This is a genomic window from Kitasatospora sp. DSM 101779 (genome assembly GCF_025655475.1).
Lineage (GTDB): Bacteria > Actinomycetota > Actinomycetes > Streptomycetales > Streptomycetaceae > Kitasatospora.
This window is the reverse complement of sequence record NZ_JAHTIK010000001.1, coordinates 3,729,519-3,744,019: the sequence shown is the minus strand read 5'-3', so window position 1 is coordinate 3,744,019 and position 14,501 is coordinate 3,729,519. Positions and strand designations below refer to the sequence as shown.

Annotated in this window: 15 protein-coding genes and 1 pseudogene; 14 read left to right on the top strand and 2 right to left on the bottom strand. The window is 72.3% G+C overall.

What is annotated here, in order from left to right; translation table 11 throughout:
• From KSNIM_RS16910 to KSNIM_RS16880, 7 genes and pseudogenes are all read left to right on the top strand, one after another.
• Window positions 1–641, top strand: a pseudogene (locus KSNIM_RS16910) (hypothetical protein); the annotation flags it as partial.
• A gap of 150 nt (window positions 642–791) precedes the next feature.
• Entirely contained in the window at window positions 792–2,006 is a 1,215-nt protein-coding gene (gene mqnC, locus KSNIM_RS16905) for a cyclic dehypoxanthinyl futalosine synthase (protein WP_263104045.1), read from the top strand.
• Complete coding sequence (locus tag KSNIM_RS16900) at window positions 2,006–2,614, top strand: hypothetical protein (RefSeq protein ID WP_263104044.1); 609 nt, start codon at window positions 2,006–2,008, stop codon at window positions 2,612–2,614. Before mqnC ends, KSNIM_RS16900 begins: the two co-directional genes overlap by 1 nt.
• 180 nt (window positions 2,615–2,794) lie before the next feature.
• The gene (locus tag KSNIM_RS16895) at window positions 2,795–3,367 is read left to right on the top strand and encodes a hypothetical protein (RefSeq protein ID WP_263104043.1); all 573 of its coding nucleotides are present in this window, start codon (window positions 2,795–2,797) and stop codon (window positions 3,365–3,367) included.
• 131 nt (window positions 3,368–3,498) lie between these two features.
• Window positions 3,499–4,191 carry a demethylmenaquinone methyltransferase gene (locus KSNIM_RS16890; RefSeq protein ID WP_030268961.1) on the top strand — a complete coding sequence of 231 codons (693 nt, stop codon included), beginning with the start codon at window positions 3,499–3,501 and terminating at the stop codon, window positions 4,189–4,191.
• A 58-nt stretch (window positions 4,192–4,249) separates the two neighbouring features.
• Entirely contained in the window at window positions 4,250–5,551 is a 1,302-nt protein-coding gene (locus KSNIM_RS16885; RefSeq protein ID WP_411543727.1) for a geranylgeranyl reductase family protein, read from the top strand.
• Between the two features lie 58 nt (window positions 5,552–5,609).
• Complete coding sequence (locus KSNIM_RS16880) at window positions 5,610–6,155, top strand: DUF1707 and FHA domain-containing protein (RefSeq protein WP_263104042.1); 546 nt, start codon at window positions 5,610–5,612, stop codon at window positions 6,153–6,155.
• Between the two features lie 77 nt (window positions 6,156–6,232).
• Here the strand turns inward: KSNIM_RS16880 and KSNIM_RS16875 are convergent, their stop codons facing one another.
• Window positions 6,233–6,562, bottom strand: a complete 330-nt coding sequence (locus KSNIM_RS16875) for a MazG-like family protein (RefSeq protein ID WP_263104041.1) — start codon at window positions 6,560–6,562, stop codon at window positions 6,233–6,235.
• A gap of 74 nt (window positions 6,563–6,636) precedes the next feature.
• The gene (locus KSNIM_RS16870; RefSeq protein WP_263104040.1) at window positions 6,637–7,356 is read right to left on the bottom strand and encodes a YukJ family protein; all 720 of its coding nucleotides are present in this window, start codon (window positions 7,354–7,356) and stop codon (window positions 6,637–6,639) included.
• 492 nt (window positions 7,357–7,848) lie between these two features.
• Between KSNIM_RS16870 and KSNIM_RS16865 the strand changes: the two genes are divergently transcribed.
• The 7 genes from KSNIM_RS16865 to KSNIM_RS16835 all read left to right on the top strand — a co-directional run.
• Window positions 7,849–8,208, top strand: a complete 360-nt coding sequence (locus KSNIM_RS16865; protein ID WP_014137597.1) for an NADH-quinone oxidoreductase subunit A — start codon at window positions 7,849–7,851, stop codon at window positions 8,206–8,208.
• A 60-nt stretch (window positions 8,209–8,268) separates the two neighbouring features.
• Window positions 8,269–8,823: a NuoB/complex I 20 kDa subunit family protein gene (locus KSNIM_RS16860; RefSeq protein ID WP_263104039.1), complete on the top strand. Its 555-nt coding sequence runs from the start codon at window positions 8,269–8,271 to the stop codon at window positions 8,821–8,823.
• The gene (locus KSNIM_RS16855; protein ID WP_263104038.1) at window positions 8,820–9,524 is read left to right on the top strand and encodes an NADH-quinone oxidoreductase subunit C; all 705 of its coding nucleotides are present in this window, start codon (window positions 8,820–8,822) and stop codon (window positions 9,522–9,524) included. The genes KSNIM_RS16860 and KSNIM_RS16855 overlap by 4 nt, the downstream gene beginning before the upstream one ends.
• Complete coding sequence (locus KSNIM_RS16850; protein ID WP_263104037.1) at window positions 9,524–10,855, top strand: NADH-quinone oxidoreductase subunit D; 1,332 nt, start codon at window positions 9,524–9,526, stop codon at window positions 10,853–10,855. Before KSNIM_RS16855 ends, KSNIM_RS16850 begins: the two co-directional genes overlap by 1 nt.
• A gap of 17 nt (window positions 10,856–10,872) precedes the next feature.
• Entirely contained in the window at window positions 10,873–11,592 is a 720-nt protein-coding gene (gene nuoE, locus KSNIM_RS16845; protein ID WP_411543868.1) for an NADH-quinone oxidoreductase subunit NuoE, read from the top strand.
• Window positions 11,592–12,950, top strand: a complete 1,359-nt coding sequence (gene nuoF, locus KSNIM_RS16840) for an NADH-quinone oxidoreductase subunit NuoF (RefSeq protein ID WP_263104035.1) — start codon at window positions 11,592–11,594, stop codon at window positions 12,948–12,950. Before nuoE ends, nuoF begins: the two co-directional genes overlap by 1 nt.
• The coding region (locus KSNIM_RS16835; RefSeq protein WP_263104034.1) for an NADH-quinone oxidoreductase subunit G at window positions 12,947–14,501 on the top strand (1,555 nt) is incomplete at its 3' end. The genes nuoF and KSNIM_RS16835, both read left to right, overlap by 4 nt.

Genomic DNA, 14,501 nt, shown 5'->3' with positions numbered 1-14,501 from the left:
TGCCCGCGGCACCGCACGACACGCCCCACGACCGCACGCCGACCGAGCTCGACCGGCCCGCCGCCACGCGCCCGCGCCGCCGTTGGCCGGTGCCGCTCGCCGTCCTGGCGGTGCTCGCCGCGGGCGGTGGCCTGTGGTGGGCCCTGGGCGACGCGGGGAAGCCGGACCGGGGCAGCCAGGACTCCGCCACCAGCAGACCCGACGACGGCAGCGGCACCCCCGGCGGGCAGGCGGCCTCCCCGGCCGGGACGCAGTCCTCCCCGGCCGCGTGGGCCAGCGGCTCCGGCAGCCTCCCGACCGGCTACCTCGGGACCTGGCAGGGCACCATCACCACCCGCGTCGGCGGCCTGCCCAGCACCTTCAAGGTCGAGTTCGGCGGGGGCAAGGTCGGCGGGGTGGTCGGCCGGACCAGCAACGCCTCGGCCTTCAGCGACACCGTCTGCCGCGGCGAACTCACCCTGCTCGCGGCCTCCGCCGACCGGATCGAGCTGCAGGAACGCCCGGTGGGCACCGACCCGCGGTGCACCGGCGAACCCGAGAAGCAGACCTACACACCGGCCGGCAGCGGCGCGCTGCACCTGGAGGTGAGCGGCGCACCGCTCGGCATGGACCCCTCCGGCGACCTGGCCAAGCAGGGGTGACGGGGCGCAGAAAGGGGCTGGCGTAGGCTGGTTCGGTCCTGCCGTCCGGGTGTCCTCCCGTCCCGGGGGCGTCACGCCGCCCACCGGTGCCCGCCGTGGGACAGCCCGCCGCCGGAAAGCCCGCCGTTGGAAAGAAAGTAGGCCCGCCAGGTGTCCGAGCAGACCCTCGACTCCCCCGCCGCCGACCTGCAGGCCGTCCTCGACCGTGCGGCCGCGGGCGGCCGGATCACCCCCGAGGAGGCGCTGGAGCTCTACCGCTCCGCGCCGCTGCACGCCCTCGGTGCCGCCGCGGACACCGTGCGCCGCCGCCGCTACGCCGGCGTCGAGCACATCGCGACGTACATCATCGAACGGAACATCAACTACACCAACGTCTGCGTGACGGCCTGCAAGTTCTGCGCCTTCTACGTCCCGCCGAAGAGCGACAAGGGCTGGTCGCGCGACCTCGACGAGATCCTGCGCCGCTGCGCGGAGACGGTCGAGCTGGGCGGCACCCAGATCATGTTCCAGGGCGGCCACCACCCGGACTACGGCGTGGAGTACTACGAGCGGGCCTTCTCGGCCATCAAGGCCGACTTCCCCGAGCTGGTCATCCACTCGCTGGGCGCCTCCGAGGTCGAGCACATGGCCCGGATCTCCGGCGTGACGATCGAGGAGGCCATCACCCGGATCCACCGGGCGGGCCTGGACTCCTTCGCCGGCGCCGGCGCCGAACTGCTGCCGGAGCGGCCCCGCAACGCGATCGCCCCGCTCAAGGAGTCCGGCGAGCGCTGGCTGGAGATCATGGAGGCCGCGCACGGCCTCGGTGTGGAGTCCACCTCCACCATGCTGATGGGCACCGGCGAGACCAACGCCGAGCGCATCGAGCACCTGCGGATGATCCGCGACGTGCAGGACCGCACCGGCGGCTTCCGCGCCTTCATCCCGTACACCTACCAGCCGCAGAACAACCATCTGAAGGGCCGCACCCAGGCGACCGTCTTCGAGTACCTGCGGATGATCGCCGTCGCCCGGCTCTTCCTCGACAACGTCGCCCACATCCAGGGCTCCTGGCTCACCACCGGCAAGGAGGCCGGCCAGCTCTCGCTGCACTACGGCGCCGACGACCTGGGCTCCGTGATGCTGGAGGAGAACGTCGTCTCCGCGGCCGGCGCCAAGCACCGCTCCAACCTCACCGAGCTGATCCACCTCATCAGGGCGGCCGGCCGCACCCCGGCGCAGCGCTCCACCACCTACGAGCACCTGCGCGTCCTCGACGACCCGGCGAACGACCCGGTCGACCCCCGGGTCGCCTCGCACATCGCCTCCACCGCGATCGAGGGCGGCACCGCCCACCCCGAGCTGACGATCCTGTCGGCGACCTGATGCTCACCCTGCACCGCGCCGCCCTGCTGATCGCCGACCCGGCCGCCCCCGCGGCCCCGGCGAGCGCCGACGGCGCGGTGCTGGTCGACGGCGGCCTGGTCGCCTGGGTCGGCCCGTACGCCGACCGGCCCGATACCGCCGCCCGGCTGCGCGAGTGGCCGGGCCTGCTCGTCCCCGGCCTGCTGAACCCGTACGGGGCCTGCCAGCTGGAGCGGCGCTACCACCCCGACCCGCGCGAGGAGCTCGGCGCGGACCCACTCGTCCTCGACGTGCCCGACGAGCGGCGCGGCGGCTCCGCCCGGCGCGGCCTGCAGCGGATGCTCGGCCACGGCACCACCGCCGTCGCCGGGCCCTTCGCCCACCCCGCCGTGCGCACCGCGGTGGCCCGCTCCGGGCTGACCGCCGTGCCCGGTGACGGAGCCGACGGCGGCCTCGACCCGCTCGCCGGCCGCACCCTCGCCGAGGCGGTGCACCGCCCGCTGCGGACCGGCGGCCCGGCCGACTTCGCGGTCTTCGCCGCGGGCTCGGCGGCCGAACTGGAGCGCTCCGGCGCGGGCTGCTGCCTGGCCACCGTGCTCGGCGGACGGCTCCTCTACCGCGGCCGCTGACGCCCCGCCGCATCCCGGCGCCGCGCCGGACCCCGGCAAAGGTCGTACAAACCGCACACATCCTGCCGTGACCTGAGGCACCGCCAGCGGCTACGATCCCGGACAGCCCCTCAGGCACCGTCCCCGGGGGCGCCCCTCACCACCGGGCCCGATCGGGCCCCGGCCGCCAGGACAGGACCGATGCGACCCGCCACCGCCCCCCACCCGCCAGCCCCGCGGCTGGGCCGCGGCTGGTACCTCGGGGCCGTGCTGAGCGCCGTGCTCGCCGTCGGCATGTGCCTGCTCGGCTGGCGACAGGCCGACCAGGCCGACCGGATCACCGCCAACCCCGTCCGCGTCCAGGGCACCGTCACCCAGCTGCCCGGCGGCAGCGGCAGCTACAGCGAGGTGCTGTACACCGCCGAGGGACGCCGCCTGTCCGCCGCCGACCTCTGGCTGCCGGAGGGCGCCAAGGTCGGCGACACGCTCTGCCTGGAGCACGCCGCCGACGACCCGGCCGCCGTCCGGGTCTGCGGCAACCGCTACCCGCAGCCGGTCGGCATCACCCTGGCCCGCACCAGCGTGCCGGTCGCCCTGCTCCTCCTCGCCCTGTGCCTGGCCCGCATCCTGCGGCACCGCCGCACCCGCCCGGCCCGGGAGGGCGGCGCCGGGGTGCGCACCACCGTGGTGCTGGCCGCCGAGGGCATGCCCGCCCTGACCCGCGGCAAGCGCTCGCGCCGGCGCCGCCGCGGCGGCCGCCGGGCCCGTCCCTGACCCCCTGCGCTCCTCCCCCGGCCACCGCGCCGGTCGGTTCCGCCGCGAAGCATCCGGCCGTCGCCGGGGGCGCGGCACTCCGATGTGCACCCGTTGCCCGGGCCGGTGCCGCCAGGGTGAACAATGGGGGCGTGACCCGAGCCTCCCTGGACAAGCAGCCCCACGAAGTCGCCGCCATGTTCGACGACGTCGCGGCCAAGTACGACCGCACCAACGACGTGCTCTCCCTCGGCCAGGCCCGGGCCTGGCGGCGGGCGGTGGCCGACGCGGTCGCGGCCGAGCCCGGCCAGCTGGTCCTCGACCTCGGGGCCGGCACCGGCACCTCCTCGCTGCCGTTCGCCGAGGCGGGCGCCAAGGTGGTGCCCTGCGACTTCTCCACCGGCATGCTGGCCGAGGGCAAGCAGCGTCACCCCGAGCTGGCGATGACCGCGGGCGACGCGACGAAGCTGCCCTTCGCCGACGCCACCTTCGACGCCGTCACCATCTCCTTCGCGCTGCGCAACGTGCAGGACACCGACGCCGCGCTGCGCGAGATGCACCGGGTCACCAAGCCCGGCGGAAAGATCGTCATCTGCGAGTTCTCCACGCCGACCTGGACGCCCTTCCGCACGGTCTACACCGAGTACCTGATGCGGGCCCTGCCGCCGGTCGCCTCCGCGGTCAGCAGCAACCCGGACGCCTACGTCTACCTCGCCGAGTCCATCCGCTCCTGGCCCGACCAGCCCGAGCTGGCCGCCAAGCTGCAGCAGGCCGGCTGGTCGAAGGTCGCCTGGCGCAACCTCACCGGCGGCATCGTGGCGCTGCACCGGGGTTTCCGCGCGTAAGCGCTGGCTACACTCAGTCCCAGCCAGCCGTCCGCCGTTCCAGCGCAGGAGTGTGCCCGTGTCCGAGACCGCCATCGACCTGAGCGGCACCGTCGAGGCCACCGCCGACGTCATCGTGGTCGGGGCGGGCCCGGCCGGCTCCACCACGGCGTACTACCTGGCGCAGGCCGGGCTGGACGTCCTGCTGCTGGAGAAGACCGAGTTCCCGCGCGAGAAGGTCTGCGGAGACGGCCTCACCCCGCGCGCCACCAAGCAGCTCGTCGACATGGGCATCGACGTCTCCACCGACAACGGCTGGCTGCACAACAAGGGCCTGCGGATCATCGGCGGCGGCGTCCGGCTGGAGCTCGACTGGCCGGAGCTGTCCGCCTTCCCGGACTACGGACTGGTCCGCAAGCGCGCCGACTTCGACGAACTGCTGGCCCGTCAGGCCTCCAAGGCCGGCGCCCGGCTGTACGAGAACTGCAACGTCACCGGCCCGGTGCTGGACGAGCGCACCGGCCGGATCACCGGCGTCACCGCCAAGCTCGGCGACGAGAAGCGCCCGGTCGTCTTCCGCGCGCCGCTGGTCGTCGCCGCGGACGGCAACTCCACCCGGCTGTCGGTCGCGATGGGCCTGCACCGGCGCGAGGACCGCCCGATGGGCGTCGCCTACCGGACGTACTTCACCTCGCCCCGGCACGACGACGACTACCTGGAGTCCTGGCTGGAGCTCTGGGACACCCGGCACGGCCAGCGCAAGCTGCTGCCCGGCTACGGCTGGATCTTCGGCATGGGCGACGGCACCAGCAACGTCGGCCTCGGCATCCTCGACTCCTCGCCCGCCTTCGGCGACCTCAACTGGCGCGAGGTGCTGAAGAGCTGGTGCGCGAGCATGCCCGAGGAGTGGGGCTACACCCCCGAGAACATGACCGACCCGATCCGCGGCGCGGCCCTGCCGATGGCCTTCAACCGGCAGCCGCACTACACCCGCGGCCTGCTGCTGGTCGGCGACGCCGCCGGCATGGTCAACCCGTTCAACGGCGAGGGCATCGCCTACGCCATGGAGTCCGGCCAGATCGCCGCGGGCGTCATCGTCCAGGCGGTGGCCCGGGTCACCGACGCCGGCCGCGAGCGCGCCCTGCAGCGCTACCCGCAGATCCTCAAGGACGTCTACGGCGGCTACTACTCGATGGGCCGCGTCTTCGTGAAGCTGCTCGGCCACCCGAAGATCATGCAGACCGCGGCCGAACGCGGCCTGACCCACCCGGTCCTGATGAAGTTCCTGCTGAAGCTGCTCGCCAACCTGACGGACCCGCAGGGCGGCGACGCCATGGACCGCATCATCAACGGCCTCACCAAGGTCGCGCCCCGCGCCTGACCGGCGGGCCGTGCAACGCGGCTGGACAGGGAAGTTCTGCTGGTCGGACAATCCCTCCATGGCGTCAGCAGAGTTCGGGGCAGAGGTGGCCCGGCCGTCCGAGGCCGACCGCGAGCGGGCGCTCGGAGCGCTGCGCGACGGGGTCGGCAACGGACGGCTGTCCCACGACACCTTCATGCGGCGGATGGAGCTCGTGCTCGTCGCCCGCACCCGTGCCGAGATCGACCAGGCGCTGGCCGGCCTGCCCACCGGCGGGCGGGTCTCCCGCTTCGCGCTGCGCATGGTCGGCGGGGTCTCGGCCTTCCACGTCAGGCTGCGGCGCACCTGGCGGAACCAGCAGCTGCCCGAGCTCGGCCTGCCGCAGCCCGGTCCGCAGCCGCTGCTGATCGGCCGCAACCACGGCAGCGGTCTGCGGCTGTCCGACTCGACGGTGTCCCGCACCCACGCCGAACTGCGGTACCAGGACGGCGGCTGGGTGCTGCACGACCTCGGCTCGGCCAACGGCACCTTCGTCAACGGCCGCAGGGTGACCGGCCCGGTACGCGTCGCCCCCGGCGACCAGGTCGGCTTCGGCCGCACGTCCTTCCGCCTCACCGGCGGGTAGGCGCCTGCGCATCGGCCGGACGGGCAGCAGCTCCCCGAGCCGCTCGCCGCTGCCCCCTGCGTGCTGCCCCGGGGGTGTCAGCCTTCCCGGTGCACGGCCAGGGAGCGGGTCTCGATGCGGGCCAGGCGGTCCTCGAAGAAGGCCCGGGCGTCCGGGGTGAGGGTGCGCAGGGCGACCAGGGCGCTGACCACCACGTCGCACAGTTCGGCCTGGACGTCCTCCCAGCTGTGCGTGACGCCCTTGCGCGGGTTCTGCCCGGTGGCGCCGATCACCGCCTGCCCCACCTCACCGACCTCCTCGGTGAGTTTGAGCAGCCGCAGCAGCCGCTCCTCCCCGGTGGGCAGGGCGCTCGCCCCGTCCAGCCAGCCCACCAGGCGGTCGATGCTGTCCCAGCTGCTGGTCTCCATGCGGGCGGCTCCTGTGCGGCGGCGGACGGGCGGTCCTCCACCGTACGGGAGCGCGGCCGCACCCGGGCAGGGTGTCAGCGGGGGTGCCCGGCGTCGTCCGTGGTGAGGACCTGGGTGTCGAACTTGATCTGCCAGACCACGACCGACCCGGTGGGGTGCTCGCAGACCACGGCGCCGTCCTGCCAGGTGCCGTTGTCGTCCCACCACTGGCTGCCGTACGGATCGCCCTGGTTGAGGTGGACGTCGTGGACGCCGAGGCCGGTGTCGAAGCGCTGGCCGAAAACGTAGATCCGGCTCGCGGCCAGCAGGTACGGCTGGAGGACGTCGAGTGCGTTGTCGCCGTCGCTGGGCACCCAGGGGAAGGCCCGCACCGGCAGCAGCCCGGCGAGCCGGTCGGCGAGGTCGGGCCCGAAGGCGGGGGCGCCCACGGCGGGGCGCTGCAGCAGCAGCCTCAGCCGGCGGATCAGGGCGGCGAGCGAGGCGAGCCAGGTGACGTCCTGGAGCATCGGGCTGCGCACGTAGTCGAGGGCGCCGGAGGCCGGGGTGGAGGCCAGCGGGTGGAAGCCGTCCGGCAGGGCGCGGACGGCCGCGATGTCGGCGGTCGTGAGGCCGTCGACGACCCGGTAGGCGACGCCGTTGTCGTCCGGCGAGTCCACGTCCAGTGCCGCGTGGTACGGGCCTTCGGGCGTCGTCAGGGTGAGGTGGCCGTGGTACCAGTGGCCGAAGTCGTGCGAGGGGTCGCGGGTGAAGTCGTGGAATGTGCCGGCGGCCACGCCGTACCGGGGGAGGGGCATGGATCAAGGGTGGCGGGCGGCGGGCCGGGCGGCCAGCCGCTGAACGGGTGCGCGGTGCGCATTCGTGAGCTTGTGAATGAAAGGTCAATCGACCGTACCGCCCCCGCACCCGGGCGGGTGAGGTGCCTATATCACGCCCGACGGAGTGCTCAGAAATTTGCTCCGGGCGCAGCATGATTGATATAGGCGCAAGCCTCTGACCAGTCGCTTCAGAAGTGAATGCGACTGTTTGTGACCATTTGCCTTCATTGCGTGCTTGAGCCGTGGCTCGTGCCGGTTGATGGTCGTTTGCGAGGTGGCGCAGATCACAAAGATCGTTCAGAACCGCGTGTCGCAGATCACAAGCCGACGGGCATAGGATGCGCTCGATCCGGGCTTTGTGAACTGCCTCACATGGGGTCGATCTCACGGTTCGGATCACCGGATCACCCCAGCGTGACCCGGCAGTTCCTATCTGCAGTCAAGGACGACTGGACGGAGGGAGCGGGGGCTATGAATGCCTACGCGCCGATCCTCGTACTCGGTGCCATCGCGGCGGCGTTCGCGGTCGGCTCCGTCGTGATGGCCTCGCTGACCGGCCCGAAGCGCTACAACCGGGCCAAGTTGGAGGCGTACGAGTGCGGCATCGAGCCGACCCCGCAGCCGGTGGGCGGCGGGCGGTTCCCGATCAAGTACTACCTGACGGCGATGCTCTTCATCGTCTTCGACATCGAGATCGTCTTCCTCTACCCGTGGGCGGTCAGCTTCGACGCCCTCGGGATCTTCGGGCTGGTCGAGATGCTCCTGTTCATCGCCACCGTCTTCGTCGCATACGCCTACGTCTGGCGCCGCGGCGGTCTGGAGTGGGACTGACCGCTGACTTTGTGAACGGGCGGACAAGCCACCGGACTCGAGGGCATTGAGAGGGATCTGATGGGTATCGAGGAGAAGCTGCCGAGCGGCTTTCTGCTCACCAGCGTGGAGGCCGCCGCAGGGTGGGTGCGGAAGGCGTCGCTCTTCCCCGCCACCTTCGGCCTGGCCTGCTGCGCGATCGAGATGATGACGACCGGCGCCGGCCGCTACGACCTGGCCCGGTTCGGCATGGAGGTGTTCCGCGGCTCCCCGCGGCAGGCCGACCTGATGATCGTGGCCGGCCGGGTGAGCCAGAAGATGGCCCCGGTGCTGCGCCAGGTCTACGACCAGATGGCCAACCCGAAGTGGGTCATCTCGATGGGCGTGTGCGCCTCCTCCGGCGGCATGTTCAACAACTACGCGATCGTCCAGGGCGTGGACCACATCGTTCCGGTCGACATCTACCTGCCGGGCTGTCCGCCCCGCCCGGAGATGCTGATGGACGCGATCCTCAAGCTGCACGAGAAGATCCAGCACGAGAAGCTCGGCGTGAACCGCCGCCGTGCCGAGGAGCAGGCCGAGCAGGTCGCCCTGCAGGCCACCCCGGTCAGCGAGATGCGGGGGCTGCTGCGATGACCGAGCAGAACGGCGTGCCCGCCACCCGCAAGGAGATCCCCGTTGAGGTGATCGGTAAGCGCCAGGGCATGTTCGGTGCCCAGGACACCGGCGACACCTCCGGCTTCGGCGGCCTCACCCGCCCCGTCGCCCTGCCGCCCGCGAGCGCCCGCCCCTACGGCGGCTGGTTCGACGAGGTCGCCGACGAGTTCGAGGGCGCCCTGGAGGAGCAGGGGCTCGACGTGGCCGAGGTGGTCGAGAAGACCGTCGTCGACCGCGGCGAACTCACCTTCCACGTCGCCCGCGAGCACCTGCTGAAGGCCGTCCGCACGCTGCGCGACGACCCGGCGCTCCGCTTCGAGCTCTGCCTCGGCGTGAGCGGCGTCCACTACCCGGCCGACAAGGGCCGCGAGCTGCACGCCGTCTACCACCTGCGGTCGATCACCCACACCCGGCTGATCCGGCTGGAGGTCACCGCACCGGACACCGATCCGCACATCCCGTCCGTCGTCAGCGTCTACCCGACCAACGACTGGCACGAGCGCGAGACCTACGACTTCTTCGGCCTGGTCTTCGACGGCCACCCCGCCCTCACCCGGATCATGATGCCGGACGACTGGCTGGGCCACCCGCAGCGCAAGGACTACCCGCTCGGCGGCATCCCCGTCGAGTACAAGGGCGCGCAGATCCCGGCGCCCGACCAGCGGAGGTCGTACAGCTGATGACCACTCACCACTACGAAGAGGCCGGCGCCCGCGAGACCACCGAGGGGCGCGTCTTCACCGTCACCGGCGGCGACTGGGGCGAGGTCGTCGAGGCAGTCGCCCGCGCCGACGACGAGCGGATCATCGTCAACATGGGCCCCCAGCACCCGTCCACCCACGGCGTGCTGCGGCTGATCCTGGAGATCGACGGCGAGACGGTGACGGAGGCCCGCTGCGGCATCGGCTACCTCCACACCGGCATCGAGAAGAACATGGAGTTCAGGACCTGGGTCCAGGGCACCACCTTCGTGACCCGCATGGACTACCTGACGCCGCTGTTCAACGAGACCGCCTACTGCCTGGCCGTCGAGAAGCTGCTCGGCATCACCGCCGACGTCCCCGAGCGCGCCAACGTGGTCCGCGTCCTCATGATGGAGCTCAACCGCATCTCCTCGCACCTCGTGGCGCTCGCCACCGGCGGCATGGAGATCGGCTCCACCACGCTGATGATCTACGGCTTCCGCGACCGCGAACTCATCCTGGACGTCTTCGAGCTGGTCACCGGCCTGCGGATGAACCACGCCTACATCCGCCCCGGCGGCCTCGCCCAGGACCTCCCGCCCGGCGCCGTCGACAAGATCCGCGAAGCGGTCGCGGTGTTCCGCTCCCGGATGCACGAGTACGACAAACTCGCCACCACCAACCCCGTGTTCAAGGCCCGCCTGGTCGACGTCGGCCACCTCGACCTGGCCGGCTGCCTCGCCCTCGGAGCCACCGGCCCGATCCTGCGCGCCACCGGCCTGCCGCACGACCTCCGCAAGACCGACCCGTACTGCGGCTACGAGGACTACGAATTCGAGGTCGCCACCGCCGACACCGCGGACTCCTACGGCCGGTTCCTGATCCGGCTGGAGGAGATGAAGCAGTCCCTGCGGATCGTCGAGCAGTGCCTCGACCGGCTGAAGCCCGGCCCGGTCATGGTCGGCGACAAGAAGATCGCCTGGCCCGCCCAGCTCGCCGTCGGCCCCGACGGCTTGGGCAACTCCCTCGACCACATCCGGAAGATCATGGGCACCTCGATGGAGGCCCTGATCCACCACTTCAAGCTGGTCACCGAGGGCTTCCGGGTGCCCGTCGGCCAGGCCTACGCGGCCGTCGAGTCGGCCAAGGGCGAACTCGGGGTGCACGTGGTCAGCGACGGAGGCACCCGGCCCTACCGGGTCCACTTCCGCGACCCCTCGTTCACCAACCTGCAGACGATGGCGGCGATGTGCGAGGGCGGCCAGGTCGCCGACGTCATCGTCGCGGTGGCCGGGATCGACCCGGTGATGGGAGGCGTGGACCGGTGACCAACGTCGAACTCGGACTGCCGGCGCTGCCGGCCAAGCCGTACCCGCAGGACGTCCACGAGCGGCTCGCCGCCGACGCCCGCGAACTGATCGGCCGCTACCCGGTCGCCCGCTCCGCGCTGCTGCCGCTGCTCCACCTCGTCCAGTCCGAGGAGGGCTGCGTCACCCCGACCGGCATCCGCTTCTGCGCCGAACAGCTCGACCTCACCACCGCGGAGGTCACCGCGGTCGCCACCTTCTACACCATGTACCGCCGCCGGCCCGCCGGCGAGCACCACGTCGGCGTCTGCACCAACACCCTGTGCGCCGTCCTCGGCGGCGACCAGATCTTCGACGAGCTCAAGCAGCACCTCGGCATCGAGAACAACCAGACCACCGACGACGGCGCGATCTCCATCGAGCACATCGAGTGCAACGCCGCCTGCGACTACGCCCCCGTGGTGATGGTCAACTGGGAGTTCTTCGACAACCAGACCCCCGAGAGCGCCAAGCAGCTCGTCGACGACCTGCGCGCCGGCCGGGAGGTCCGCCCCACCCGCGGCGCCAAGCTCTGCTCCTTCAAGGAGACCTCCCGCATCCTCGCCGGCTTCCCCGACGAGCGCCCCGGCGCCGTCGACGAGTCCGGCGCCGGCGGCACCCCCTCCCTCGCGGGACTCAAGCTCGCCAAGGGCGAGGCCCTGCCCGGCACCGCGGGCACCAAGGTGGTCGCCCCCCGCCACGAAGGGACCGAAGCGTGATGACCTCCGCCGAACCGGCCGAGAAGCTCCTGACGCCGGTCCTCTCCGCCAGCTGGGACGACGACCGCCCCTGGACGCTGGAGACGTACCTCCGCCACGACGGCTACGCGGGCCTGCGCAACGCCCTCGCCATGCCGCCCGACGACGTCATCGCCCTCGTCAAGGACGCCGGACTGCGCGGCCGCGGCGGCGCCGGCTTCCCCACCGGCATGAAGTGGCAGTTCATCCCGCAGAACGACGGCAAGCCGCACTACCTCGTCGTCAACGCGGACGAGTCCGAGCCGGGCACCTGCAAGGACATCCCGCTGCTCTTCGCCAACCCGCACTCGCTGATCGAGGGCATGGTGATCGCCTCCTACGCGATCCGCTGCAACCACGCCTTCATCTACCTGCGCGGCGAGGTCGTCCCGGTGCTGCGCCGGCTGCAGGCCGCCGTCGCCGAGGCCTACGAGGCCGGCTACCTCGGCAAGGACGTCCTCGGCTCCGGCGTCGACCTCGACATCACCGTGCACGCCGGCGCCGGCGCCTACATCTGCGGCGAGGAGACCGCCCTCCTCGACTCCCTGGAGGGCCGCCGCGGCCAGCCCCGGCTCCGCCCGCCGTTCCCCGCGATCGCCGGCCTCTACGCCTGCCCGACCGTGGTGAACAACGTCGAGTCGATCGCCTCCGTGCCGCCGATCCTCAGCCGCGGCAAGGAGTGGTTCAAGGGCCTCGGCACCGAGAAGTCCCCCGGCTTCACCCTCTACTCGCTGTCCGGGCACGTCACCAACCCCGGTCAGTACGAGGCACCGCTCGGCATCACGCTGCGCCAGCTGCTGGAGATCAGCGGCGGCATCCGGGCCGGCCACCGCCTCAAGTTCTGGACCCCGGGCGGCTCCTCCACCCCGATGTTCACCGACCAGCACCTCGACGTCCCGCTCGACTACGAGGGCGTCGGCGCAGCCGGCTCCATGCTCGGCACCAAGGCCCTCCAGGTCTTCGACGAGACCACCTGCGTGGTGCGTGCCGTCACCCGCTGGACGGAGTTCTACGCCCACGAGTCCTGCGGCAAGTGCACCCCCTGCCGCGAGGGCACCTACTGGCTCGTCCAACTGCTCAAGCGGATCGAGGCCGGCCAGGGCGAGAGCGGCGACCTGGAGAAGCTCCTCGACATCGCCGACAACATCAACGGCAAGTCCTTCTGCGCCCTCGGCGACGGCGCCGCCAGCCCGATCGTCTCCTCGCTCCAGTACTTCCGCGAGGAGTACGAGCAGCACCTCACCGAGCGGCGCTGCCCGCTCGACCCCGCCGCCTCCACCGTCTGGGCAGGCCGGCACCACGCCCACGAGTCCGCCACCGAGAGGGAGGTGCACGCGTGACCACTGCGACCACCGGCGACTCCGCCGCAGGTTCCACCACGGCCACCGACCTCGTCACGCTCACCATCGACGGCGTCGAGGTCCAGGTGCCCAAGGGCACCCTGGTCATCCGCGCCGCCGAGCAGATCGGCACCCAGATCCCGCGCTTCTGCGACCACCCGCTGCTCGACCCGGCCGGCGCCTGCCGCCAGTGCATCGTCGAGATCGAGGGCCAGCGCAAGCCGGTCGCCTCCTGCACGATCCCGGTCGCCGAGGGCATGGTCGTCCGCACCCAGCTCAGCTCACCGGTCGCCGAGAAGGCCCAGCGCGGCGTGATGGAGCTGCTGCTCATCAACCACCCGCTGGACTGCCCGGTCTGCGACAAGGGCGGCGAGTGTCCGCTGCAGAACCAGGCGATGTCCACCGGCGACGCCGACACCCGGTTCGACGGCGTCAAGCGGACGTACCCCAAGCCCGTCCCGATCTCCACCCAGGTCCTGCTCGACCGAGAGCGCTGCGTGCTCTGCGCCCGCTGCACCCGCTTCTCCCAGCAGATCGCCGGAGACCCCTTCATCGACCTCGTCGAACGCGGCGCGCTCCAGCAGGTCGGCACCGGCGAGGGCGACGACTTCCGCTCCTACTTCTCCGGCAACACCATCCAGATCTGCCCGGTCGGCGCGCTCACCTCCGCCGCCTACCGCTTCCGCTCCCGCCCCTTCGACCTGGTCTCCTCACCCAGCGTCTGCGAACACTGCTCCTCCGGCTGCTCGCTGCGCACCGACCACCGCCGGGGCAAGGTCATGCGCCGCCTCGCCGGCGAGGAGCCGCAGGTCAACGAGGAGTGGAGCTGCGACAAGGGCCGCTTCGCCTTCCGCTACGCCCAGCAGCGCGACCGGATCGCCACCCCGCTGGTCCGCGGCGAGGACGGCGAACTCGTCCCGGCCTCCTGGCCCGAGGCGCTCGCCCGGGCCGCCGAGGGACTGCGCGGCGCCCGCACCGGCGTGCTCGCCGGCGGACGGGTCACCGTCGAGGACGCCTACGCCTACGCCAAGTTCGCCCGCCTGGTGCTCGGCACCAACGACGTGGACTTCCGGGCCCGCCCGCACAGCAGCGAGGAGGCGGACTTCCTGGCCGCCGCCGTCGCCGGCCGCGGCACCGACCTGGACGGCACCGGCCCCACCTACCAGCAGCTGGAGGACGCACCGGCCGTCCTGCTCGCGGGCCTGGAGCCCGAGGAGGAGTCGCCGATCGTCTTCCTGCGGCTGCGCAAGGCCGTCCGCGCCAACGGCCAGCGGGTCTACGCGATCGCCTCGCACGCCACCCGCGGCCTCGGCAAGCTGCGCGGCGCGCTGCTGCCCGCCGCCCCCGGCACCGAGGCCGAGTGGCTGGCCGCACTGGCCGGCGACGAGGTGCTCGCCGACGACGCGGGCCGGGCCGCCGACGCCCTGCGCTCGCCCGGCTCGGTGATCCTGGTCGGCGAGCGGCTCGCCGACACCGCCGGCGGCCTCACCGCCGCCCTGCGGCTCGCCCACGCCACCGGCGCCTCGCTCGCCTGGGTGCCGCGCCGGGCCG